Origin of the sequence: Serratia sp. BNK-23 (assembly GCF_047456145.1) — a bacterium.
In the GTDB taxonomy this organism is placed as follows: Bacteria; Pseudomonadota; Gammaproteobacteria; order Enterobacterales; family Enterobacteriaceae; genus Serratia; species Serratia nematodiphila.
The window spans coordinates 1,963,027-1,986,720 of the sequence record NZ_CP179900.1 but is presented as its reverse complement, the minus strand read 5'-3'; the positions used below and the strand labels follow the sequence as shown (position 1 = coordinate 1,986,720).

At 59.5% G+C, this 23,694-nt stretch carries 21 protein-coding genes; 7 read left to right on the top strand and 14 right to left on the bottom strand.

The window, feature by feature from the left end:
• Window positions 1-202: 202 nt before the first annotated feature.
• Together narX and narL are read left to right on the top strand one after the other, a co-directional pair.
• Window positions 203-1,987, top strand: a complete 1,785-nt coding sequence (narX, locus tag ACMGF9_RS09370) for a nitrate/nitrite two-component system sensor histidine kinase NarX (protein ID WP_118891945.1) — start codon at window positions 203-205, stop codon at window positions 1,985-1,987.
• Window positions 1,988-1,997: 10 nt separating this feature from the next.
• On the top strand, window positions 1,998-2,648 hold the full coding sequence (gene narL, locus ACMGF9_RS09365) for a two-component system response regulator NarL (protein ID WP_004934684.1): 651 nt from the start codon (window positions 1,998-2,000) through the stop codon (window positions 2,646-2,648).
• On the opposite strand, the gene ACMGF9_RS09360 is transcribed toward narL, so the two are convergent.
• Window positions 2,645-4,156, bottom strand: coding sequence for a YchO/YchP family invasin (locus tag ACMGF9_RS09360; RefSeq protein ID WP_015378207.1), 1,512 nt, complete (start codon window positions 4,154-4,156; stop codon window positions 2,645-2,647). The genes narL and ACMGF9_RS09360 overlap by 4 nt on opposite strands.
• A gap of 428 nt (window positions 4,157-4,584) precedes the next feature.
• Here ACMGF9_RS09360 and ACMGF9_RS09355 point away from each other — a divergent pair, with 428 nt between their 5' ends.
• Entirely contained in the window at window positions 4,585-5,253 is a 669-nt protein-coding gene (locus tag ACMGF9_RS09355) for a prepilin peptidase (RefSeq protein WP_015378208.1), read from the top strand.
• Here the strand turns inward: ACMGF9_RS09355 and ACMGF9_RS09350 are convergent.
• The 7 genes from ACMGF9_RS09350 to ACMGF9_RS09320 all read right to left on the bottom strand — a co-directional run bounded on the left by ACMGF9_RS09350 (window position 5,250) and on the right by ACMGF9_RS09320 (window position 13,777).
• The gene (locus ACMGF9_RS09350; RefSeq protein ID WP_015378209.1) at window positions 5,250-6,860 is read right to left on the bottom strand and encodes a hypothetical protein; all 1,611 of its coding nucleotides are present in this window, start codon (window positions 6,858-6,860) and stop codon (window positions 5,250-5,252) included. The genes ACMGF9_RS09355 and ACMGF9_RS09350 overlap by 4 nt on opposite strands.
• A 220-nt stretch (window positions 6,861-7,080) precedes the next feature.
• Complete coding sequence (locus ACMGF9_RS09345; protein WP_004934699.1) at window positions 7,081-8,655, bottom strand: ABC transporter substrate-binding protein; 1,575 nt, start codon at window positions 8,653-8,655, stop codon at window positions 7,081-7,083.
• A gap of 132 nt (window positions 8,656-8,787) precedes the next feature.
• Window positions 8,788-9,459 carry an ABC transporter ATP-binding protein gene (locus ACMGF9_RS09340; RefSeq protein ID WP_015378211.1) on the bottom strand — a complete coding sequence of 224 codons (672 nt, stop codon included), beginning with the start codon at window positions 9,457-9,459 and terminating at the stop codon, window positions 8,788-8,790.
• Window positions 9,456-10,298, bottom strand: a complete 843-nt coding sequence (locus tag ACMGF9_RS09335; RefSeq protein ID WP_099982599.1) for an ABC transporter ATP-binding protein — start codon at window positions 10,296-10,298, stop codon at window positions 9,456-9,458. Before ACMGF9_RS09335 ends, ACMGF9_RS09340 begins: the two co-directional genes overlap by 4 nt.
• Window positions 10,288-11,157 (bottom strand): ABC transporter permease, encoded by an 870-nt coding sequence (locus ACMGF9_RS09330; RefSeq protein WP_015378213.1) that lies wholly within the window; start codon window positions 11,155-11,157, stop codon window positions 10,288-10,290. Before ACMGF9_RS09330 ends, ACMGF9_RS09335 begins: the two co-directional genes overlap by 11 nt.
• On the bottom strand, window positions 11,154-12,209 hold the full coding sequence (locus tag ACMGF9_RS09325) for an ABC transporter permease (RefSeq protein ID WP_118891944.1): 1,056 nt from the start codon (window positions 12,207-12,209) through the stop codon (window positions 11,154-11,156). Before ACMGF9_RS09325 ends, ACMGF9_RS09330 begins: the two co-directional genes overlap by 4 nt.
• Window positions 12,209-13,777, bottom strand: coding sequence for an ABC transporter substrate-binding protein (locus ACMGF9_RS09320; protein ID WP_015378214.1), 1,569 nt, complete (start codon window positions 13,775-13,777; stop codon window positions 12,209-12,211). The genes ACMGF9_RS09325 and ACMGF9_RS09320 overlap by 1 nt, the downstream gene beginning before the upstream one ends.
• Window positions 13,778-14,056: 279 nt before the next feature.
• Here ACMGF9_RS09320 and ACMGF9_RS09315 point away from each other — a divergent pair, with 279 nt between their 5' ends.
• A complete protein-coding gene (locus ACMGF9_RS09315; RefSeq protein WP_015378215.1) occupies window positions 14,057-14,704 on the top strand; it encodes a hypothetical protein in 648 nt (215 codons plus the stop codon).
• A complete protein-coding gene (locus ACMGF9_RS09310) occupies window positions 14,694-14,885 on the top strand; it encodes a hypothetical protein (protein WP_015378216.1) in 192 nt (63 codons plus the stop codon). The genes ACMGF9_RS09315 and ACMGF9_RS09310 overlap by 11 nt, the downstream gene beginning before the upstream one ends.
• Before the next feature lie 45 nt (window positions 14,886-14,930).
• On the opposite strand, the gene cbl is transcribed toward ACMGF9_RS09310, so the two are convergent.
• From cbl to chaB, 3 genes are all read right to left on the bottom strand, one after another.
• Entirely contained in the window at window positions 14,931-15,884 is a 954-nt protein-coding gene (gene cbl, locus ACMGF9_RS09305) for an HTH-type transcriptional regulator Cbl (protein ID WP_004934716.1), read from the bottom strand.
• A gap of 302 nt (window positions 15,885-16,186) precedes the next feature.
• On the bottom strand, window positions 16,187-16,882 hold the full coding sequence (locus tag ACMGF9_RS09300; protein ID WP_021504033.1) for a gamma-glutamylcyclotransferase: 696 nt from the start codon (window positions 16,880-16,882) through the stop codon (window positions 16,187-16,189).
• Between the two features lie 252 nt (window positions 16,883-17,134).
• Window positions 17,135-17,362, bottom strand: a complete 228-nt coding sequence (gene chaB / locus ACMGF9_RS09295) for a putative cation transport regulator ChaB (RefSeq protein WP_118891943.1) — start codon at window positions 17,360-17,362, stop codon at window positions 17,135-17,137.
• Between the two features lie 130 nt (window positions 17,363-17,492).
• Between chaB and ACMGF9_RS09290 the strand changes: the two genes are divergently transcribed.
• Window positions 17,493-18,311: a siderophore-interacting protein gene (locus ACMGF9_RS09290; RefSeq protein ID WP_021504034.1), complete on the top strand. Its 819-nt coding sequence runs from the start codon at window positions 17,493-17,495 to the stop codon at window positions 18,309-18,311.
• Window positions 18,312-18,605: 294 nt separating this feature from the next.
• Window positions 18,606-19,709, top strand: coding sequence for a sodium-potassium/proton antiporter ChaA (gene chaA / locus ACMGF9_RS09285; protein ID WP_004934723.1), 1,104 nt, complete (start codon window positions 18,606-18,608; stop codon window positions 19,707-19,709).
• Window positions 19,710-19,745: 36 nt separating this feature from the next.
• Here the strand turns inward: chaA and lpxO are convergent, their stop codons facing one another.
• The 3 genes from lpxO to efeB all read right to left on the bottom strand — a co-directional run bounded on the left by lpxO (window position 19,746) and on the right by efeB (window position 23,689).
• Window positions 19,746-20,648, bottom strand: a complete 903-nt coding sequence (gene lpxO / locus ACMGF9_RS09280) for a lipid A hydroxylase LpxO (protein WP_021504035.1) — start codon at window positions 20,646-20,648, stop codon at window positions 19,746-19,748.
• 235 nt (window positions 20,649-20,883) lie between these two features.
• Window positions 20,884-21,672 (bottom strand): phosphate starvation-inducible protein PhoH, encoded by a 789-nt coding sequence (gene phoH, locus ACMGF9_RS09275; protein WP_004934726.1) that lies wholly within the window; start codon window positions 21,670-21,672, stop codon window positions 20,884-20,886.
• Between the two features lie 718 nt (window positions 21,673-22,390).
• On the bottom strand, window positions 22,391-23,689 hold the full coding sequence (efeB, locus tag ACMGF9_RS09270) for an iron uptake transporter deferrochelatase/peroxidase subunit (RefSeq protein ID WP_076740734.1): 1,299 nt from the start codon (window positions 23,687-23,689) through the stop codon (window positions 22,391-22,393).
• Between the last annotated feature and the right edge of the window lie 5 nt (window positions 23,690-23,694).

The window sequence follows — 23,694 nt, the reverse complement described above, 5'->3', positions numbered from 1 at the left end:
CATTTACAATCAATAAATTACAATCAACCGCTTCGTCATCCTCACCGCTTCGCCGCCCCGCTGGAAACTAATGGGTACTTCATTCGAGGTATGGGGTTATGCTCAGGGATAATCAAAAATACGGCTGAATCGTGACTTGTTTACCCCGTCGCCGCCCTCGCCCCTGAGCTTCAGCGGCGCCAAATGCCAGGAACCCGCGCTTATGAAACGCCTGTTGGCCCCGCTTTCGATCGTGAATCAGGTCGCCCTGCTGATGTTGCTGTCGGGCATTCTGGGCGTGGCCGGCATGGGGATTTCCGCCTGGATGTCGCAAAGCATTCAGGGCAACGCGCATGCCATCAACAAGGCCGGCTCGCTGCGTATGCAAAGCTACCGTCTGCTGGCGCAGGTGCCGCTGGATGAACGGCATGAAGCGTTGATCCGCGAACTGGAGCGCGACGAAAACAGCCCCGACCTGCAGCGTTCGGTGGAGCAGGAAGGGTTGACGCAACCTTTCGACACCTTGCGCGACTACTGGCAACAGACCCTGCAACCTCGCCTGCGTAGCGCACAGCGCCCGGCCGACGCCGCGCCGCAGGTGGCGCACTTCGTGCAGCTGTTGGATAAGCTGGTCTCGGATATCGACAGGCAAACCGAGCGCCGCCTGCTGATGGTGACGCTGGTGCAGGCCGGCTTTATCGCGCTGACCCTGCTGCTGCTGATCGGCACCACCTGTTACCTGCGCCGCCGGTTGCTGCATCCGTGGCGGCAACTGGTGGAAATGGCGTTGGCGGTGGGCCGCGGCGACTTTAGCCGCCGCTTCGCGCAGCGCGGCCATCAGGATGAAATGGCGTCGCTCGGCGGCGCGTTGAACACCATGTCCGACGAACTGTCGGCCACCTACAGCGGGCTGGAGCAGCGCGTAGCTGAGAAGACCGCGGACCTGCAGCAAAAAAATCAGATGCTGAGCTTCCTCTATCGCGCCAGCCGCCTGCTGCACGCCAGCGAGCCATTGTGCAGCCGCCTGACGCCGCTGCTCAACCAACTGCAAATCCTGACGCCGCTGCGCGCCATTCAGGTGCGGCTGTATGAAAACGACAGCCGGGAGCCGCTGCTGCAGCTGAGCGGCAACCAGGCGCTGCGGCCGGAGCATTGCCATAATCCGGTGTGCAGCGCCTGCCTGCACGACAGCGACCGCCAGCATCCCGACAACCCGTCGCTGAGCTGGAGCCTGAGTGACAAACTTGGCGACTACGGCGTGATCGTGGCGCAACATGCGCCGCAACAGCCGCTGAACGATGAGCACCGCCAGCTGGTCAACACTCTGGTGGAGCAACTGACCAGCGTGCTGGCCATCGAACGTCAGGTAGACCACCAGCAGCAGCTGATGCTGATGGAAGAACGGGCGGCGATCGCCCGCGAGCTGCACGACTCCATCGCCCAATCGCTCTCCTGCCTGAAAATGCAGATCGCCTGCCTGCAGATGCAAGGCGAAACGCTCTCGTCCGCCAGCCAGGCGCTGGTGCAGCAGATGCGCGAAGAGCTGAACGGCGCCTATCGCCAGCTGCGCGAGCTGCTGACCACCTTCCGCCTGCAGCTGACCGAACCGGGCCTGCTGGCGGCGCTGCAATCGACGGTAGCGGAGTTCAATCCCAAACTGGGCCTGAACATCAGCCTCGATTACCAACTGGGGCCGCGCACGGTGCCCGCCTACCAGGCCATTCATCTGCTGCAGATCGCCCGCGAGGCGCTCAGCAACATCCTTAAGCATGCCGCCGCCAGCGAGGTGAGCATTCAGGTCATCAACAAACGGGGTGAAGTGACCCTGAGCGTATGCGACAACGGACGCGGCCTGCCGGCCGAAACATCCCGCCCCGACCATTACGGCTTGATCATCATGCGCGATCGCGCCAAGAGCCTGCACGGCCGTTGCGACATTTTACCGCGCAGCGGCGGCGGCACCGAGGTGCGAGTCAGCTTCACGCCGGATAACCACGCCATCGACTAACGGAGACACCATGACGACAGAAACCGCCGCCACCATCTTACTGATCGACGACCACCCGATGCTGCGCAACGGCGTAAAACAGCTGATTGGCATGGACGCTCGCCTGCAGGTCATCGCCGAAGCCAGCAACGGTGAGCAAGGGGTCGCGCTGGCGGAGCAGCACGATCCGGATCTGATCCTGCTCGACCTCAACATGCCCGGCATCAACGGGCTGGAAACGCTGGATCGTCTGCGCCAGACAGACCTGTCGGGGCGCGTTGTGGTGTTCAGCGTGTCCAACCATGAAGACGACGTCGTCAGCGCACTCAAACGCGGCGCCGACGGTTATTTGTTGAAAGACATGGAGCCGGAGGATCTGCTGAAGGCGCTGCATCAGGCGGCGGCCGGGCAGATGGTGCTCAGCGAAACGCTGACGCCGATCCTCGCCGCCAGCCTGCGGGAAAACCGCCCCAGCGCCGATCGCGATATTCAGCAATTGACGCCGCGCGAACGGGATATTCTGAAGCTGATCGCCCAGGGGCTGCCGAACAAGCTGATCGCCCGCCGCCTGACCATCACCGAAAGCACCGTCAAGGTACACGTCAAACACCTGCTGAAAAAGATGAAGCTAAAATCCCGCGTCGAGGCCGCCGTGTGGGTGCTGCAGGGCAAAAACGGTTAGTCGCCGCCGTACAGCGGCCCGGTTTGCGCCGGGATCGGCGGCGGCGTCAGGGTTTTGATCGGCGGCAGGCCCGCGTCATCACCGGCGGTCGCCGTCAGCGGCGGCGCCACTTTCAGCTCTATCCAGTTGGACGTCACGCGCTGCTGTTTATCGTCCTCCAGCGTGACCGATAGCCGGTAGCTGTTGGCGGCGCCCGGCGCGTCGTCCCACGGCGGCACGATCGCCGTCCAGCCCTGCGGATCGTTGGCATTGTGCGGCGGCGTCAGGCTCAGCGCCTGCGTATCCCCCTGCCAACTGACGTGAGAAATCCCGTTCAATGCCTTGATTTCCAGCACCAGCGGCACGGTTTCCCCCGCCTGCAGGCTCCACGGCGGCGTAGCGAGGAACACCTGCAGCGTTTTGCGCTGGCGGAACTCCAGCACCGGCACGTTCTTGCGTTCGATAGGATCGTAGCGGCTGCCGCGCAGCGACTTGGCCTGCGCCACATATTCCGGCGAAATCTGCTTCACCAACGGCACCCCGAGCCGATAGCTCAGCGCCAGCTCGATCTGATCCTGGCTCTGCCCGCCCGCGCCAATCTTATGCAGCGCCTTCATCGTCACCAGCGGCACCGGGGTGTAATTGAGCCCCAGCTGCATCGCGCGCGGATCGTTTTGTTTTTTGCCGCTGCCGAACAGATCGACATTATCGCCGAGATACTGCTCATAGCTGAGCGAACCGCCGATCTGGCGATAAAACGGCAGATAGCCTTGCGTCGTAATGTCGTAACCGCGCGCCGGGCGGCTGAAAAACACGCCATCGCCAGGCTGTTGCGCCAGCGCCGACAGCGGGTAGTAATAGTTGGTGGAGAAACGCAGGTAGTCTCCCCAGGCCTCCGCGCCGACGCTGCCGCGATTGCGCTGCCGGGCGAAATCGCTGTCGAGCGCCGTGTTGTACCCCAGCAGCCAGTCACCGGCGATCCAGCGCTGCCCCAGCGCGAAATTACCGAGCGCCCCGGCGCTTTGCTGCAGCCAGCCGATCTGGCTGTAGGTCAGCAATCCGTCGACGTCGTACAGCGGGCTGAATAACTGCCCGTTGCTGCCGGTAAAGTCCCCCTCACCGGTCATCTTCAGCGATAATCGGGCGGTGCCCAGCGGCGACAACAGTTCCTGCGCCTGCTGTTGCAACGCGCCGGTCGCCTGGCCCAGCAGATAATCCTCGGCGCGGCTGCGCATCTGCTGACGGGAAACGTTATTCAGATCTTTTTCGCCGAACTGCTTGGCCATCTCGGCCCACTGCTTCTCGCGCGCGGCGTCATCGGGCGCGCCGCCCAGTTCGGGCAAATTCGCGGCCGGATCTGCGGCGGCCTGTGCGGAAGAGACAACGCTCTCCGGCGCCGGCGGGGATTCGGCGCAGGCGGGCGCCGCGCCGGCCAGCCACACCAGCGCCCCGGCCAGCCACACCGCCTGGCGGCTGTGCCAGCGTCGTTTTTTGGTTTTGATGAGTCCCGCCTGAATTTCGTCTTTCATGGCACCGTTGGCCCCCTCCCTCCTGGAGCAGGCCAACCCACTGCTTTGCTGTCGCCTTTCCCGCGGCAGATCTGGAAACCCTACGCCCCGTCCAGGCCGGGGCGCCTCTCCCTTAAAGCCTAACGGCTTGACGAACAGAAACAATAGGATAAACCCCAATCACTCTCCAGTGACGCCGTCACTTACGCCCTTTACCGATCCATTCCGGCCGCCAGGTGAATTCACACCCTTTCAGCACCGATTTTGCCGATAAAAAGCGCAACACCCCGCTGTTGCGCGCCTCCGCGCATGACATTGCCTCACTCTGCAATACGTGAAGTGGCGATGCGTACAACTGCGCATTCCTCACAGCCCACCGCATTTCACCCCGATGAAATACGCATTTTGCCGTTATTTTAAACATCCATTTCACGACTTATGGAGCCCCGATGTTTCTTTCCTTACTGTGGCCCGCGCTGTTTTTCACCGCGCTGCTGTCGGCAGGTGTGGTCGCCTTCGCGCTCATCACCCGGTTGGAGCGAACGGCGGCCGGGCGCGCCAACCCACCGCAATTGCGCCGCCGTAGCCTGCTGCTGACGGCCTTCGGTTTGGCGTTGACGGCGCTGCCCTTCGACCTGCCGGCAGCACACCGGCTGTGGTTGCCGCCGGCTGCGGCGCTGCTGATCGCCCTTGCCTGGCTAGACTGGCGCCACCGGTGGTTGCCGGACCGGTTAACCCAGCCGCTGCTGTGGGGCGGGATGCTGTGTAATCTTGACGCTCGCTGGGCGACGCTGGGCGACGCAGTTATCGGCGCCGCCGCCGGCTACGGGGGGTTGTGGCTGCTCAACGCGCTTTATCGGCAGGTGCGGCGGCGTAACGGCATCGGCCAGGGTGATTTCAAACTGCTGGCGGCGCTGGGCGCCTGGCTCGGTTGGACGATGCTGCCGCTGCTGGTCTGTCTGGCGGCCATGTTCGGATTAGGCATGGCATTGACGCGCAGCCGCCGCAACCGCCGCGCCTGGCGAACGCGGCAACCTTTCGGCATCGCCTTGGCGGCTGCCGGCTGGCTGTTGCTCTTGATGGACGCCGGCCAGAACGCGCCGGCGTTATTCGGTTAGTTCTTCAGTGTCTCGATCAGCCGATTGAGCAATCCGGCCACTTCCGCAGTGCTGGCCGTTGTCGGATTGGCCAGTGGCTGGATCACTGCGAGCCTGGTGGTGGATAACACCTCATCGCTGCGGATTTCCAACGCATCGGCGGGTGGCGAGCTCAATGAAACGCCGTCCGGCCGCCAGTAGCTGCCGCGCGTAGTCTGCACCTGATAACTGCCAAAGCCGAAATCTTTCTCGACGCGGTAATATATTTCGCAGCTTAACGGCCCGGTGCGCCGCAACATAAAGGCGCCTTTCGCGCTATAGCTGCCTTTATTGACGACAAAGGCGGTCGCCTGCGAAGACAGATCGAACGTGATATATAAATCGCACGCCAGCACCTTGGTGCTTACGCCCTGTTGAAGAGTAATGCGCGTTGTAGGTTGCCGATCCGGCGCGGTCAGGGTGCCTAAAAAAGTCCACGATTGCTGTTTCGAGATATTGCGCGGCAAATGGTTGCTGGTGGCGGAAGGGGCAATTCCCCGCTCGCCCAGACTGTACATCGCTTCAACCCCGCTTAAAAACGACGTAACGTCGACGGTGCTTTTGCCGGCCACCGGGACGCCGCCGTTGTATACGTTACTGAAGGTTACCTCGGTATTATTGCTGCAGGCGGCGATCGCCGCCGGGAACGGCGTCTTCGAACCGCTGTAAAGAGTCAACTGACCGATGTCCCAACGAGATTCGTTGATGAATCGGCACAACACGCTCCCGCTCTCCACATTCTGCGCATCCTGGATATTGATATTGCCTATCGTGCCCTGGGCAAAGTTGGTGGACAACACGCTGACATTGGCGGCGCGCTGCGTGTTGCGGTTCTCGCAGCCCAACGAATTGATCGTGCCGTTAAAATCTTTGAACGAGTAGATATCGCCGATACAGTCATCCGCAGCCAACGAGCCGATAGTAGAGTAAAACCCTGAAATTCTGAACGCAGTCCCCTTGGCGCGAGCGGCGTAGAGGCCGTCTATAAAATTGGTGGTGCCGGACTTGTCCATCCACAGCACCCCATCGCCCGGGCGATTGGCGTTTGCCTCCATCTGCACGTTCACCAGCCAGTTAATGAACATATCACCCGAGACAAACAGCGAATAACCGCCGACCTTGGTGTAGATGTCGCGAATATCAAACTTCGTCATATTGCGATCGCTGAACCACACGCCGTGAGTGTCGTCTACGCCAGTATCATCCCGCAACGTCAAGCCGTGCAGCGTCAGATTGGCGAAGCCTTTCACCACGATCACCGCTTTCTTCGTTTCGCCCTGTTCGTTGGTGTAACTGCTGTCCGCCGTCTTGACAATTTTGGTCGCCCGTCCCAATCCGACCACCCGCAACCCGATGCCGCCGTAGATGTCCGTTGTCGTCTGAATGAGTACGTGTCCGGCGACCGTATACACCCGCTTCCCAAGGGACAGCGTACCGCCGGCTTGCAGCGCCGCTGCCGCCGCTTTGTTGATCGCCGGCCCCCAGTTGCTTCCGTCGCTGTCCTGATAAAACTGTTCCGGCGTAACAACCTCACCGGTGGCGATCAAGGTTGCTGCGCGCGCTCCTGAAGCGTTTTCGTTATTGTCCATAATATCTCCTGACGTGATGTGTCCGCATCATTGCGGACGGCCGCGGTGAAAGGCGTCAACAACGCCGCCTTTCAGTGCCAATCTATCACCGTCATATGAGCGCGTTATGAAATTTCATTTTATTTCACCCTGACACAACATCTCGCGATCCGAGGTAGCAATAGCCAGCGATTTCACTCGCCGTTGGCCTTTGGTGCAACATAAAGCTCGGACAGGCCCGCTACTTGCTGACCCGATCCAGATACAGCATGCTGTTGGCGATATCCAACCGGGCACCTTCGACGTTGTCCCGCAATGCCACCAGCGTTTGCCCCTGCAGCGCCACCACATACGGCGAACTGGCCTGCAGTTCCCGTTGCAACGTGACGTAACGTGCGCTGCGCGCGGCGCTGTTCCCTTCCGCAGCCGCGGCGCGCGTTTCCGCGCTGATGGCGGGAATGTTCCACTGGGTGCGCCAGGCCAGGGTTTTCGGCCCACCGGGCACGTTATAGGCAAAGGCGCTGGCGTTGGTGTTCGGATCCAGGTAGTCGGCGCCCCAGTAGGTGAAGATCGCCTGAAAATCGCGGCCGCGCATCTTGCCCCACAGATCGCTTTCTACCACCGGATGGATATCCAACCGCAGCCCGGCCTGCGCAAAACTGGCCTGCAGCGCCTGCGCGATGTCGGTATACGGCGGTTGGTTGATGACGATAAGATCGATGCGCGTGCCTTCAGCGATGCCGGCATCGCGCAGGATCTGTTTGGCTTTGTCCACGTCGAGCTTAAACGGCCGATCGTCGAGTGCCCCGTCCAATCCCTGCGGCAAGAAGGCCTGATGCACGCGATATTGCCCTTTCAGCAGTTGCTCGGCGATGCTCTGATAATCGACCAGCCAGCGCGCCGCCTGCCATAACGCCGGATTGCCCAGCGCCGGATTGTCTTTGCTGCCGGTGTTGAAACCGAGGTAATAGATCCGGGGCGCATCGGCCTGCTCGATGCGCACGCCAGACGCGTTACGCAGTGAGTCGAACTGGTCAGCCCCCAGATCGTAGGCCACGTCGGCATCCCCTTTCAGCAACAGCAAACGGCGGGTACCGGCGTCGCTGACGTTCTTGAACAACACCGTTTTCAACCTTGCCGGCGACGGAGCGTAGTCATTACGGCCAAACAGCAGCGCTTCATGCGGCACATAGTTGTTCACCCGATACGGGCCGCCGCCGGCGGAATGGCTGCGCAGCCAGCCGTTACCGTAGTCCCCCTGCTGCGCGTGCTCGTTCAACAGCTTTTCATCCACGATCGAAGCCACATTCGCCGTCAGCAGCCGCAGCGCCAACTCGCTGCCGATGTTGGCGGGCCAACTGAGTTGCACCTGGTTATCTCCCACCTTCTTCAGCTGTTGCTCAACGTTATCCGGCGTCCAGCCAAACTCGCCGAGAATAAACGACGGCGCCTTGTTCAGCTTCACCGCGCGAACCAGCGAAAAAATCACATCTTCTGGCCGCAGTGGGTTGCCGGAAGCGAAACGCTGCTGCGGTTTCAGGGTAAAGGTCAGGCTGCGGCCATCGGCGCCCGCTTGCCAACTGCCTGCGGCGTCCGGCGCCAGCTTTTGCGGCGCGGCGCGATCCGGCGCCACCAGGCGCTGATAGAGGTTGACCAGATTGGCCGAACTGACGGTTTCAAAGCTCTCCGCCGGATCGAGGCTGATAATGCCCTCCAACGAACTGACCACTACCAAGGTATCCTGCGGGGTGGCAGCCTGCGCACCAAAAGCGGCCGCCAGCGCGCCATACAATAAGGTTGGAATTAACCGTTTCATCGATACACTCTCCACAATCACGCGGTTGCGCTGTTTTTCGAGTGTAGGGGGTAAGAATTAACAGAAGAACGACGATAAATTGCTTTATTTATTACCAAGATGGATATGCCCGCCGCGTTGGCGGGCACAGGTTTAAATGCTGATGCGGCCGTGCGCCATTGCCACCGAACGATCGCACATATGGTCAATCACGTCCGCATCGTGGCTGACCAGCACCATGGTCAGATCGCCCGCCTGCTTCAGCTCGTTGAGCAGATTGAGGATCTCCGCCTGCACCGACATGTCCAACGCCGAAGTCGGTTCATCCAGCAGCAACAACTTAGGCCGCAGCAACAATGCGCGCACGATCGCCACGCGCTGCCGCTGGCCGCCCGACAGCTGATGCGGGTAGCGATCCAGCAGGCGCGGATCCAACCCCACCTGGCGAAAGCCCGCGCTGATCTTGCGTTCGATATCGCTTTCCTGCAGCAGCTTGAGCGGCTCCGACAGCGTACGCAACAGCCGGTGCTTGGGGTGTAGCGAAGCATAGGGATCCTGAAACACCATCTGTACCTCACGCCGCAGCTCGCCGGTAAATGCCTGCCCCGGTTGCAGCCGCCGCCCCAGCAGCTCAAAACCGCCCTGCCAGCTGCCATTCAGCCCGGCCAGCACCCACAGCAACGAGGACTTGCCGCAGCCGGAAGGCCCCACCAGCCCGAAACACTCACCCGGTTCGATGTGCAGGTTAACCTCATGCACCACGGTGCGCAGCTCGTAGCCCTGGCGGTGACTGACGCTCAGGTTCTCCAGTGCGATTACGCTCATTTCAACGTCTCCAACAGCGCGCGGTCCAGCACCGGCAGCGGTTTGCCGCGCGTCTCGCGGCTCGGCCGGCACGCCCACAGCGTGCGAGTGTAAGGATGCGTGGCCTGCGCCAGCTCTGCTGCCGGCAGTTGATCCAACAGCTCGCCTTTGTACATCACCAGCACCCGCTCGCAGTGGTGCGCCACCTGCTGCAAATCGTGGCTGATCAGGATCAGCCCCATGTTGCGTTGCGCCACCAGATTGTCTATCAGTTGCAGCACCTGATCGCGCATCTGGTGATCCAGCGCCGAAGTCGGTTCATCGGCAATCAACAGCTGCGGATCGTTGATCAACGCAATGGCCAGCATCACCCGCTGCCCCATGCCGCCGGAGAGCTGATGCGGATAACGGCCCCACAGCGCCGCCGGATCGGGCAACCCCACCGCCGCCAGCATCTCCAATACCTTTTCACGCCGCTCGGCGCGGCTCAGCTTGGCATGCAGCACCAGCGGCTCCTCCACCTGACGGCCGATCGGCTGATTGGGATTCAGCGCATGTTTGGGATCTTGCATCACCATCGCCACCCGGTCGCCGCGCAGGCGGCTCCACTGGCGTTCGCTCAGGCGAGTCAAGTCTTCATCGCCCAGCGTCAGGCGCTGCGCCTGCAGCTGCAACGGCGGCGGCAATAGCCCCATCAGCGCACGCGCGGTCAACGACTTGCCGGAACCGGACTCGCCGACCAGCGCCAGCCGCTCCCGCCCCATGCTGAACGAGATATTCTTCACCAGCGCCGCCGGCTGCGGCCCCGGCACGCCGATCGCCAGCCGTTCGGCGGTCAATAAAGTGTTATCAGTGCCCATGACGAGGATCCATTTTGTCGCGTAGGCCATCGCCCAGCAGGTTAAACGCCAGGCTGGCGAACAGGATCGCCCCGCCTGGTGCGGCGGCGACCCACCATTGGTCGAAAATCACTTTACTGCCTTCGGCCACCATCGAACCCCATTCGGCGGTCGGCGGCGCGACGCCCATGCCGAGGAACCCCAGACCGGCGGCGGACAGGATGATGCCGCCCAGGCTCAGCGCCGCACGCACCACCGCGCTCGGCAGGCATAAAGGCAAAATGTGGCCGACCATCAGCCGCAACCCGTTGATACCCTGCATGCGCGCCGCCGCCAGGTAGTCACTGCGGCGCAGCGCCAGGGTTTCGGCCCGCGCCTGGCGGGCAAAGGCCGGCCAGCTGGTCAATGCCAGCGCCAGCGCGCCGTTCATCAGCCCCGGCCCCATCACCGCCACGAACGCCAGCGCGATCACCAGACTCGGCAGCGACAGGAAAATGTCGGTCAGACGCATCAAAATGCGCTCGACCCAGCCGCCGAGGTAACCGGCGCAAATGCCGACCAGCAGGCCGATGGGAATGGTCAACACCAGAATCAGCGACACCAGGATCAGCGTCGGCCGCGCGCCGTAAATCACGCGGGAGAGCAAATCGCGGCCAAAGCCGTCGGTGCCCAGCCAATGTGCAGCCGAAGGCGGCAGTAACCGCAGCTCGATATGCTGCAGATTGGGATCGAAAGGCGCCAGCCACGGAGCCAGCAGCGCGGTGACAAGCAGGATCGCCACCAGCGCCGCGCCCAGCGTCAGCGTGGTCAACCGCCGACCGCGGCGGTCACCGACGGCTGGCTCGCTTTGCGGTTCGTGTTCAGAGAGATATTGGCTCATCGAGTTCGCGGATCCACTAAATAGGTCAAGGCGTCGGCCAGCGCATTCAACAGCACGAAACAGGTGCCGATCAGCAGCGTGGCACCGAGGATCGCCGGCGTGTCGGCAGCAAACAGCGCCGAGGTCAGGTAACGCCCGACGCCGGGCCAGGCGAACACCGTTTCGGTCAATACCGCGCCCTCCAGCAGGCTGGCGTAGGAGAGAGACAGTACGGTGATCAGCGTGCCAAGCACATTGGGAAACACATGGCGCAGCAGAATGCGCAGGCGGCCGGCGCCCTTGGAACGCGCCAGCGTCACGTATTCCTTGTTGCACTCTTCCAGCATCGCCGCCCGCAGCAGCCGGGTAATGCCCGCCATCGACAGCAGCGCCAACGCCACCACCGGCAGCCACAGGTGGCCGATGGCGTTGTAGAACATTTCACGATCGCCGGACAGCCAGCTGTCGATCAACACGAAACCGCTGCGCGGCTCCATGCTGTACAAGTAAATGTCGTCCAGCCGCCCCGGCCCCGCCGACCAATGCAGCGTGGCGTAGAACAGCAACAGCCCGAGCAGGCTCAGCCAGAAAATCGGCACCGAATAACCGATCAGCGACAGCAGACGCGCCGCGTTATCCAGCCAGCTGCCCGGTTTGAGCACCGCCAGAAACGCCAGCGTAATGCCGCCGAGGGCGCCGAGGATAATGGCGCAGGTGGCCAGCTCCACCGTCGCCGGGAAGGTACGCAACAGATCGCTCAACACCGGCTGCGCGGTAATACGCGAAATGCCCAAATCACCGTGCGCCAGGTGCACCAGGTAACGCCAAAATTGCACCGGCAGCGGCTGATCCAACCCCAGCTCGTGCCGCACCTGCGCATAGGTGGCTTCGCTGGCGTGATCGCCCGCCACCTGCAGCGCCGGATCGATCGGCGCCAGGTGCGACAGCATGAAGGTGAACAGCAGCAGGCCGAGCAACGTCAGCGCCAGAGACAGCACGCCGCCGAGCAGCCGCCCGCCCCAGCGCCAATACCGCCGGGCCGCCCCGGCGCCGGCGGACAGGTCAGCGGCCATTACTTGCTGACCTTGCTGTAGAACACCATGTCAGGGTTGATGCCCTGCACATAGCCCTTGAGGTTGTCACGCACCGCAATCAGGCTGCGCGCCTGCAGGCCGATGACAAACGGCGAGCTTTGCTGCACCTGTTTTTGCAGTTGCTGGTAGTCTGCCACCCGTTTGGCGGTGTCGTTTTCCGCAGTGGCGGCCAGCGTCAGCTTGCTCAGCGCCGGGATCTGCCAGTTGGCGCGCCAGGCCAGCGTCTTGCTGCCGTCTTCCGGGTTGTAGGCGAAGGCGGCGGCGTTGGTGTTAGGGTCGAAGTAATCCGGCCCCCAGGAGGTCAGCGTCGCATCGTAGTTAAGCGCTTTCACCTTGGTGGAGACCTGCGAACTGATGCCCGGCACCAGTTCGACCTTCACGCCGCCCTGAGCAAAACTGGCCTGCAGCGCCTGAGCGATGTCCAGGTACGGCGGCTGGTTGTTGACGTCCAGACGGAAACTGACGTTGCTCAGCCCCGCCTTGGCCAGTATTTCTTTGGCTTTCTGCGGATTGAAGCTGTACGGCCTATCTTTGAGCGCGCCCAGATAACCGTCCGGCAGGAATGCCTGATGGCTCTGGAACTGCCCTTTCAGCAGATCGTCGGCGATGCCTTGATAATCGAACAGCCAGCGCGCCGCCTCCCAGAACGCCGGATTGCCGAGCGCCGGCGACGCCTTGGCGTTGAACTGCAGGAAATAAAGCGAAGCATAAGGAATAGCCAGCGGTTTGACGCCCGGCTTGCCCTTCAGAGCCGCCATCTGGTCTGCCCCCAGGTTGCGTGCGATATCGGCATCGCCCTGCTCGATCAGCAAACGGCGCGCCGCCGGATCGGGCACGTTTTTGATCAGGATGGTTTTCAGCGTCGGCGCCCCTTCCGGCGAGCCCGGGTTGGCGTCCAGCACCACCACTTCGTGCGGCACATAGGTGCGGATTTTGTAAGGGCCACTGCCGGCGGAGTGGCTGTTCAACCATTGATGCCCCAGATCGTCGCCCTGCTGGTGCGCCAGCGCCTCTTTGGCGTCGACGATCGAGGATACCGGCGCCGACAGCAGGCTGAGCACGAAGGCCGGGCTGACGTTCTCACTCCAGCTGATTTTTACCGTGTGCTCGTCCACCTTGCTCAGGTGTTGCTCCACGTTCTTCGCGTTCCAGCCCAGCTGCGTCAGGATAAACGACGGTTCGAGATTGAGTTTAACCACCCGTGAAAGCGAGAAGATCACGTCTTCCGGCCGCAGCGGATTGCCGCTGGCGAACCTGGCGTCCGGGCGCAGGCTGAAAGTCAGGCTGCGGTCGTCGGCGCCGGCCTGCCAGCTGCTGGCCAGGGTTGGTTTAAGATCGATGGGATTGTGCGGATCTGACTGGATCAGACGTTGATACAGGCTGTTGAACGACTGCACCGTGGTTAACTCAAATCCCTGGGCCGGGTCAAAGCTGACCACGTCATCGATAGATTGCGCGATCACCAGCGTGTTGGCCGGCGTCGCCGCCTGTACGTTAACGCTGGCCGCCACGGCCAAAAACAGCAAAGAAGGAACGAGCGCTTTCATCTGAAACTCTCCAAGCGGATGGAATTTATAATAATTTTGCGAGTGTATGCGAGCACGATCGGCAGCTGAAGGTACTTAAATCACTATAGATATTCTTTTTATGTATATAGATGGGATTTTGATTATTAGGGCAAGGATTGCGCGGCCGATCGCACTCTCGCGACACGTCGCGGCAATTGCCTACTGTCTTTGCAGCACGATTCGCAGCGATGAAAGTCGGGGTTTGAGTCTGTTTCATCGGGTGACTAACGTGAGCTCAGTCACCCAAAGGACGGGCAAATGGCAAACCATCCATCAGAAAATGGCTGCTCACTCCTGCATGAGAGAGCGATAGAGCAAACGCTGGCAGACATGAACAGCGTGCTGCTTGAGTCGAATCTGTTTATGACTCGTCTGACGGTACAAGACCGGCGCTGGCAAAAAGGCAGAAAAAACGGCCATACGTTAAATTGGCGCTCTCTGTTTAAATATCATGTCCAAATGCCGATGAGTTTCGCTTTTGTCTACCGGCAAATAGCCAGCCCGCTGAGCCGCGCCGGCTTTTGCCTGTGCCGTTATCTCCAGGCGGAGAACGTTATCGAACTTGTCGCGCTGGAGAATTTCTCCCTGCGCGAAACGCAACATCCCCTGAAAGGCAATATGCTGCGCAACTGCTTGCAGGCGCTATATCTGTATGGGCTGAACCTGCAAGAGCAGGGGCTGACGCCGGCGTATCCGCCGGACATACTTATCAGCCACGCCATTAACCATCACGTGTTAGCACTGTATACACGTCAGGCCGCCTTTGAAGTAATACCCGGCACCATGACATGTAAAACCAGCTTCAACGCACTGAAAAAGTACATACAATCGCTGGAAAAATACGGTGCCAGATGTGATAAGGTGCGTATAAATAACGAGCAGCAAGGAAGCCAAAATGGAAAATAAGGATCTGACCGACCCCACGCTCTCCATTCAAGAGCAAAAACGCATCGCCATCGAGATTTTACGTCAATACCATCGCTGGGAGATGGCTAACCCACGTCCAGCCGAAGAACTCCCGGAATGGGAAGCCATCGGCCCGTTCAGAAAAAGCAAGCGTCACCTTATCGAACGTACCGATGACTGACCATGCATTAGCCCGCAAGCGATCCTGCAGGGCAATCCCGTGTTGTTAAATCTGGTAGTCAATCACCGCATCCAGCTGCGACGAGAAGACCTTGTCTTTGATTTCGGTCAGCGACAACGTCGGGTTGCACAGCTGAATAAAGCGCCAGGCATAGTTGCGCTGCAGCTGGCTGCGTTTCAGGCCCAGCCAGACCGTATTGGGTTCAAACAAATGCTCGGCGTTGAGGCTGACCAACCCGCGATCGCGCTCTTTTTCATACGACATGTCCGCCAGCACGCCCACGCCCAACCCCAGCTCGACATAGGTTTTAATCACGTCGGAATCTTGCGCGCTGAGCGCGATGTCCGGCGTCAGGCCCGCTGATTTGAACGCCGCATCCAGCTTCGCGCGGCCGGTAATGCCCTGGCGGTAAGTGATCAACGGCAAGGTGCTGAGCATCTCCAGCGTCACCTGCGGCTGCCGCGTCAACTCGTGCCCTTCCGGCACCAGAATGGTGTGATGCCATCGGTAGTAGGGGAACGCCGCCAGCGACTCGTCGCTCATCAGCCGTTCGCTGGCAATGCCGATATCGGCTTCACCGGCGGCCAACATCGAAACGATCTCCTCCGGGCTGCCCTGATTGAGCACCACCCGCACCCGTGGATAAAGCGCGCGAAACTCTTTGATCACCCCCGGCAGGCTATAGCGCGCCTGGGTGTGCGTCGTCGCGATATGCAGCTGCCCCGAATCGTTGCTGCTGAAGACATCCGCCAGGCGACGGATGTTGTTCGCGTCGTTGAGAATCCGTTCCGCTACCACCAGCAGCTCTTTGCCGGGTTCGGTCATGCCCAACAGCCGTTTGCCGCGGCGAATGAATATTTCGATGCCCAGCTCTTCTTCCAGCTCGCGAATATGCCGGCTAACGCCGGACTGCGAAGTAAATAAGGTATTGGCGACCTCGGTCAGGTTGTAGTTGCAGCGCGCCGATTCTCGAATAATTTTTAATTGTTGAAAGTTCATTCCCGTCTCCCTGTTACTTGCAGTAGCGTCTGCCATATTGATACGGAGTCCTGCGGGGCTGAACAAATAAGAAATAACCTTTACTTATGCAATTTAATGCTAAGTGAATTATTTATCGTGGCTCTCGGGGGGTGAGGACGGGGGAAAATGATGAATGTCTTTAAAAATAATGAGATAAATAACCATACAAATAAAGAGCCTTAAGTCATCATGCAGAATAAAGTTATTAAATAGAGGTATTAGATATATGAAAAAGGGCTCAGCATGCTGAGCCCTTAAGTGTCTGCTGCCCTGCTAACGCCTCAGGCGGTAGCCTCAGCCCCGAAAGCGCCAGGGCGGTTCTGTTGCAACCACTGCTGTACATAGCGCACCAGATCGCCGATGCAATCATCCTGCATGCCGTGGTGTTTCAGCTCGTTATCCAGCGCAAACAGGTATTGCGCGTTGGTACCCAGCGGGCCGCTGGCGCTGGCGATCAATGGCGCGATCACCTGGTGGCTGGTGTCTGCTTCAAACAACGGGTGCTGCGCGTTCATCACGAACACCAGCGCCGTGACGGTCTCTCCGCCATCCAACTGCAGTTCACACCAGGTCGGCACGTAGCAGTCGGTCACCATTTCGCGCTTCCAAAGCAGCTCCAGCTCTTCACGCAGCTTACCTTCCGGCAGACGAAACGCCAATCCGGTGGTCTGACCGCCCTCTTTCAGCGCCAGCATGCGCCCCGGCTGATGCAGCGTGCCGCGCCCGGCGGTCAAACGCATGCAGAACGCCCGATGCCAGCCCTGCAGCATGGCGGGCCGCACTTCTTCAGATTCGAAAACCGGATTCCACATCAGCGAACCGTAACCGAATACCCATACCGGGCTGTGATCCGGCCGGCGCGATAACGTGCATTCCAACGAGGCTGCGCGCTGTTCAGGCGTCAGCAGCAGCGACTCCTCAATAGCGCCAAAGGCGGTTTTGCAATCCGCTTTTTGCAGAAAATCTCGCGTTAACACTGTTACAACCTCCCGGGAATACGATTTCTCGTCCTCCCTCGCCACTACTGAACCTTTGCAATTTTATTTTTTGGTGCGGAATTTTATTAATTCAATAACCGCGCCGATTAATAATGACCATATTCTTTTCCCGCCGCGCAATCAAGTTGCAAAGCGGCGTTAACGTGGAAAAGTATTTGTACTGAGCAGCAATAATATTAATTGCCGAGGTCAGCATAACGTCTGCGCGTTTTTTACCGGGGCATAAAAGCGTTACTTTTTATGCCAGCGTTCGTCGTCGCCCTTGTGATAGCTTTGCTTGACCGCCGCCCAGGCCACCTTATGCGCCGTCTCCTCCCGGCTGTCGTCACCGCGCCGATCGTCGGGATCCCGGTATTGTTGCCAGGCGCTGTTGAACGCTTCTTTATAGATCGCCTGCGCATGTTCCGGTAGCACATGCTTTACATTGTCCGGCAAGTCGCTCGTGTCTTGGTATGGCATCACGTCCTCCCGTGCGTATTGCGTGAACCTTAAGCCTAGCTCACACGCGGTTGCGCCTCAATGAGCAAACAATTCTCATTATCAAACGGCATGGTATACTCACCGCCAAACGAACTATAAGGAGATCCTCGTGACTACCGAAGCCCCTCGCTCACGCGCCCCCTACCTGATCGCCGTCAGCGCCGTACAGGACATTACGCCGCACCTGCGCCGCATCACCTTTACCGCGCCCGATCTGCGCTACTACCCGGCCAACGCCGCCGCCGCGCACATCAAGGTCTTTTTGCCGCTCGCCGGTCAAACGCAGCCGGATCTGCCGACGCTGACTGAAAACGGCCCGCGCTGGGCTGCGGATGCCGTGCGCCCGATCGTGCGCACCTATTCCATTCGCGCCGTGCGCCCGGAACAGGCGGAAGTTGACATCGAGTTTGCCATCCATGACCACCAGGGACCGGCGGTCGACTTTGCGCGTCAGGCGAAAGCCGGCGATAAAATCGGCATCAGCAATCCAGGCGGCCCCAAACCGATGCTGCCGGCCGCCGACTTCTACTGCCTGGCGGGCGATCCTTCCTCGCTGCCTGCGTTGGCCGCGCTGCTGGAAAACCTGCCGCCGCACGGCGCCGGGCGCGCTTTCATCCGCGTCGACAGCACTGCCGACGTGATTGACCTGGAAAAACCTGCCGGCGTTGAGGTGAATTGGATCGTCGGCGGCACGGAGAAAACCGACGAATTGATCGCTCGGTTCCGCGCGCAGTCCCTGCCGCAGGGGGAAGCGCACTTCTGGCTCGCCGGTGAAGATCGCCTGGTGGTGGAGCTGCGCCGTTACCTGCGCCGCGAACGTCAATGCGATCGTAATCGTCTTTATGCCGTGCCTTACTGGCGTGAAGGGCTAAATGAAGAGGGATACCACAATAAACGGCATGAAATCATGGATAATATTGACGACTAACGGTCGTATTTTCCTTGATTAACCACGCACTAAATAAGTAAACACGACTTTTCTCAAATCTAACGTTGTAAATTGACGTTATTGCGTAAAAGTAAGTAAATAAAACCGCACTCCGTGCGGTTTTTTTGTTACTCTGATCACATAAAGCAAGCAATTGCTTTCTCAGATAAAAACAACATCACACCGGCGCCGCGGGTGTATCCTAATATAAAATACCTACTGGAAACGCAGAGTTGCCGCATCACGGCGACCGGCGCTGACGGGCTACGCTGTTTGAGAAGGAGTGCCACCCTCATGAAGTCGCAACACGATCCTGGCCGATCCACCAAATCTCGCCACACCGAATACTCACTGATCTTCCCCATCGCCGCGCTGGTGGTGTTGAATTTATGGGGCAGCACCGCTAACTTTCCGCTGATCGTCGGCATCAATATTCTCGCGCTGGTGGGGATCCTCAGCAGCGCCTTCAGCGTGGTGCGCCACGCCGACGTGCTCGCCCACCGACTGGGCGAGCCCTATGGCTCGCTGATCCTCAGCCTGTCGGTGGTGATCCTCGAAGTCAGCCTGATCTCGGCGTTGATGGCCACCGGCGACGCTGCGCCGGCGCTGATGCGCGACACGCTGTACTCCATCATAATGATCGTTTCCGCCGGCCTGGTCGGCTTCGCGCTGCTGCTCGGCGGGCGCAAGTTCGCCACCCAGTACGTCAACCTCGGCGGCATCAAACAGTACCTGATGGCGATTTTCCCGCTGGCGGTGATCGTGCTGGTGTTCCCGAGTGCGCTGCCGGGCGGCAACTTCAGTACCGGGCAAGCGCTGTTGGTGGCGCTGATTTCCGCCGCCATGTATGGCGTATTCCTGGTGATCCAGACCAAAACCCACCAGAGCCTGTTCGTGTACGAGCATGAAGACGACGATGGCGATCCGCACCACGGCAAGCCCTCTTCGCACAGCAGCGCCTGGCACGCCGCCTGGCTCATCGTGCACCTGATCGCGGTTATCGCCGTCACCAAGTTCAACGCCAATCCGCTCGAAGGCCTGCTGACCAAAATGAATGCACCGGCGCAGTTCACCGGTTTCCTTGTGGCGCTGCTTATCCTGTCGCCTGAAGGCCTGGGCGCGCTGCGCGCCGTGTTGAACAATCAGGTGCAACGCGCCATGAACCTGTTCTTCGGTTCGGTGCTGGCGACCATCTCCCTGACGGTGCCGGCGGTGACCATCATCGCTACCCTGACCGGGCAGACGCTGATCTTCGGCCTGCAAACGCCGCATATCGTGGTGATGTTGACGGTGTTGTTGCTGTGCCAGCTGTCGTTCTCGACCGGCCGCACCAACGTGCTGAACGGCACCGCCCACCTGGCGCTGTTCGCCGCCTACATGATGACTATCTTCGCCTGATCAAAAAGGGGCGCACTCTGTGCGCCCCTGCCTGCGTTATACCGAGAAGAATATCGCCGCGGCGATCCCCCCGAACAAAATCCACTTGATGATGTAATAACCGGTGCGGTTCCAGGCCTTCAGCCGTTTCCCCACCCGGCGAATTGCATAGATGTATTTGAACATCTTGTTGACGCCGCCGGTGCGATCGCCCTCTTCATTCGGCGCGGTGGCGGCGCTCATCAGATTGCGCCCCAACCAGTGGTTAACCGCCTGCGCCCAGCGGTAGCGCATCGGCCGTTCGATATCGCAGAACAGGATCAGGCGATTCTGCCCGCTCTGGTTTTCCGCATAGTGCAGATAGGTTTCATCGAACATCACCCCTTCACCGTCACGCCAGCTGTAGCGCTCACCGTCCACCTCAATGAAGCAGCGGTCATCATTGGGGGTAATCAGCCCCAGGTGATAACGCAGCGAACCGGCGTAAGGATCGCGATGGCGCGGCAAACGGCTGCCGTCCGGCAGTTCGGCGAACATCGCCGCCTTGACCGAAGGCAGACTGCGCAGCAGTTCCGTGGTCTGCGGGCACAGGGTCATGGCGGAGGGATGGCTGTCCTCATACCATTTCAGATAAAAGCGTTTCCAACCGGTCTTGAAGAACGAGTTGAAACCGGCGTCGTTGAATTGATCGGACGCTTTGATCTGCTGGATCTCCATCAGCTTCTGTCCTTCGTCGCGGATGGTTTCCCAGTTCTCCCGCAGTACCGTCAGCTCAGGAAATTGCTCCGGCTTCAGGTACGGCGTGGTCGGCACACGGGAAAACAGATACATGAAGACGTTCAACGGTGCGGTAAAGGTGGAATGGTCAGACAGCTGCCGCCACACGTTGTAGCGCACCCGCCCGCGGTAATGCACATAGACGACGCATAAAATAAGCAAAAGCAGAATGATGTATTTCATGTTTGAATCGCAGCAAGGAACCCACACGCTATGCGCCGCGCGGCGCACACCCCAGAAAATGTCCTTTTGGCGGCGCACGCAAACTGCGCGCCAATCTGGAACCCATTAATCATTAACGCTAACTCAACGAAAATCTATACAAATAACCACAATAATTTACACAAAGGTTAAACGAAATGGTAAATAGGCGGCGATAAAAAAGGCCGCCGAAGCGGCCTTTCCATTAGCGGATAGGTTAACTGTAAGCGTTGAGCGTGCGCTGGCACAAAGCGGAGCGTACGCAGTCCTGTTTTTCAAAGCGGATGACGCCGATCATCTCGTCCTCTTCGAAGCGCTCCAGGGCATCGCTGAGGCCGGATTTTACGCCGCGCGGCAGGTCGCACTGGGTCACGTCGCCGTTAACGATAACCGTCACGTTTTCCCCCAGGCGGGTCAGGAACATTTTCATCTGGCTGGCGGTCACGTTCTGGGCTTCATCCAGGATAACGACCGCATTTTCGAAGGTGCGTCCGCGCATATAAGCGAACGGCGCAATCTCTACCTTGCCGATTTCCGGGCGCAGGCAGTACTGCATAAAGGAAGAGCCCAAACGGCGCACCAGAATGTCATACACCGGGCGGAAATAAGGGGCGAACTTCTCGGCGATATCCCCCGGCAAGAAACCGAGGTCTTCATCCGCCTGCAAAACAGGACGGGTAACGATAATCCGATCCACCTCTTTATGGATCAGCGCCTCCGCCGCCTTGGCGGCGCTGATAAATGTTTTGCCGCAGCCGGCTTCGCCGGTGGCGAAGATCAGCTGCTTATTCTCTATGGCTGATAAGTAATGACCCTGAGCTTCGGTTCTAGCCTCGATGGGTGAGCTATCGCGCTTGTCTCGCGCCATGCCGATAGACTCGACTCCCCCCATTTGCACCAGCGAGGTCACAGACTCTTCTTCCAGCTGGCGATGACTACGAGCGTCACGACGAATAACGCGTTTCGCTTCACGACGTGCTTTGATCACTGCTTTCTGTCTACCCATAGTGGCACCTTACAGTTTGTTTCACCTACCGCAACGGCCAGGCCGCGCGATTATGTTTCACACACGTATTAGGTTTTGGCCTCCTCCGAGCCAATAAGAGCCAAGGGACAAAGTGAATCGACGGCAACGCTTAAGCGCTGTGTCTTCACGGGACAACGCGGACTGCATCAATAAACGTGGAGTAAAAAGTGATGAGATTCGGTAGCGATAAGGGTGCGGAGTTGCCGGTAAAAGAGAGTCGGAGAGAGAACCCTCGTTACAACGAGAAATCAGGGGAGATGTGTTATTTTTTCTTTCCAGCCCAACCAAGGACTTTACCATTAGCGATCCCCGCAGTGATATTTACAGCTTCAAGCTGTGCACCGTGTGAAAACTACCGCCAGATGATTACAGTATAATGACATTCAATCCTGTCGCGTTACTAAAATGTAAAAAAATTTTATATGTTTTGTTTTTAGTTATCGCTAAAACACTATATCACGCCCAAGACATCATTCCATAGAAAATTATAATCAATAAATATCAATGAATTACAATTAAAATCCGCGAATGACACTTTGGTTTCCCGATTAAATTTTGCGCAATCAAAAGCAGCAGAGATGGGTGTTTTTTTATCTGCTGGCAAAGCATTGAATTGCGTTTCATCGTTAACTGCCCCCCTGCAGCGGGTAAGACAAACGTAAAACGAGGCGGAAGATCCCGCCTCGTCATTTCGGCTTCAGGCCTTGAGCAGGCCGCTGGCCAGATAATCGCCACCCTCTTTCACGCCCGGCAATACGAAGAAATACCCGCCGCCAATCGGCTTGATGTATTCCTCCAGCGCTTCACCGTTCAGCCTTTTTTGCACCGTCAGGAAGCCTTTCTCCAGATCGGCCTGATAGCAGACGAACAGCAGCCCCATTTCCAGCTGGCCGGCATTGGAGACGCCAAGGGAATAGCTGTAGCCGCGCCGCAGCATCAGGTTGCTTTGGCTTTCCGGCGTGCGAGGATTAGCCAGCCGGATGTGCGCATCCATCGGGATCACCTTGCCGTCGGGATCGTTCGCGTAGTCCGGCTCGTCATGTTCACGCTTCATGCCCAGCGGCGCCCCGCTGTGCTTCTCGCGGCCGAAGATGGTTTCCTGCTCCTGCAGCGGCGTGCGATCCCAAAACTCGACGCGAAAACGAATAATGCGCGCCGCCTGATAGCTGCCGCCCGCCGTCCACGCCGGCTCACCGACGTTGTCGCCGACCCACACCACCTTATCCATCAGCGGTTTGTCGTCGGTTTTCGGGTTCGCAGTGCCGTCTTTGAAACCCAACAGGTTGATCGGCGTCTCTTTGCCTTTGCTGCGCGCCGCGTGCGCGGAGATGAACCCCTCCCGCTTCCAGCGCACGCTGAGCAGATCCGGCGAATGCTTAATGATGTCGCGCAGCGCGTGAATCACCGTTTCGTTAGTGTTGGCGCAGATCTGCAACAGCAGGTCGCCGTGACAAAGCGCGGCGTCCAACGCATCGTTGGGGAAGCGGGTCATTTTCTGCAACCGCAGCGGCTTTTGCGCCTGCAGACCAAAGCGTTCATCGAACAGCGATGCGCCGACCGAGACGGTGATGGTCAGGTTGTCCGGGTAAATCTCCGGCCCCATGATGCCGGAATCGAGCGGCGGCAGTTTGGCGTCCACCTCCGGCGCCTTGCCGCCGTGGGTCAGGAAGGCGATGCGCTCGGTCAGCAGCCGGAACAGGCGCTCCAGCCCCGCTTTGTCGGTCGCCAGCACATCGAACGCCACCAGCATCATCGCCGCCTGTTGCGGCGTCAGCACGCCGGCCTGATGGCGGCCATAAAACGGCTGTTTCTGCCAGCGCTCATCCTGCGGCGTCGCCAACGGCTCCGCCGCGTTGCCCGCCGCCTGCGCCAGGCGGCTGCCGCCCAGCGCCAGCGCGCCCAGCCCCAGCCCTTGCAGCAAACGGCGGCGCGAAGGCGATGCCGCCCCCTGCGATTGCGGATGCGGCCCGTTATTCGGGCCTGCCTTGTTGCTCATAACCG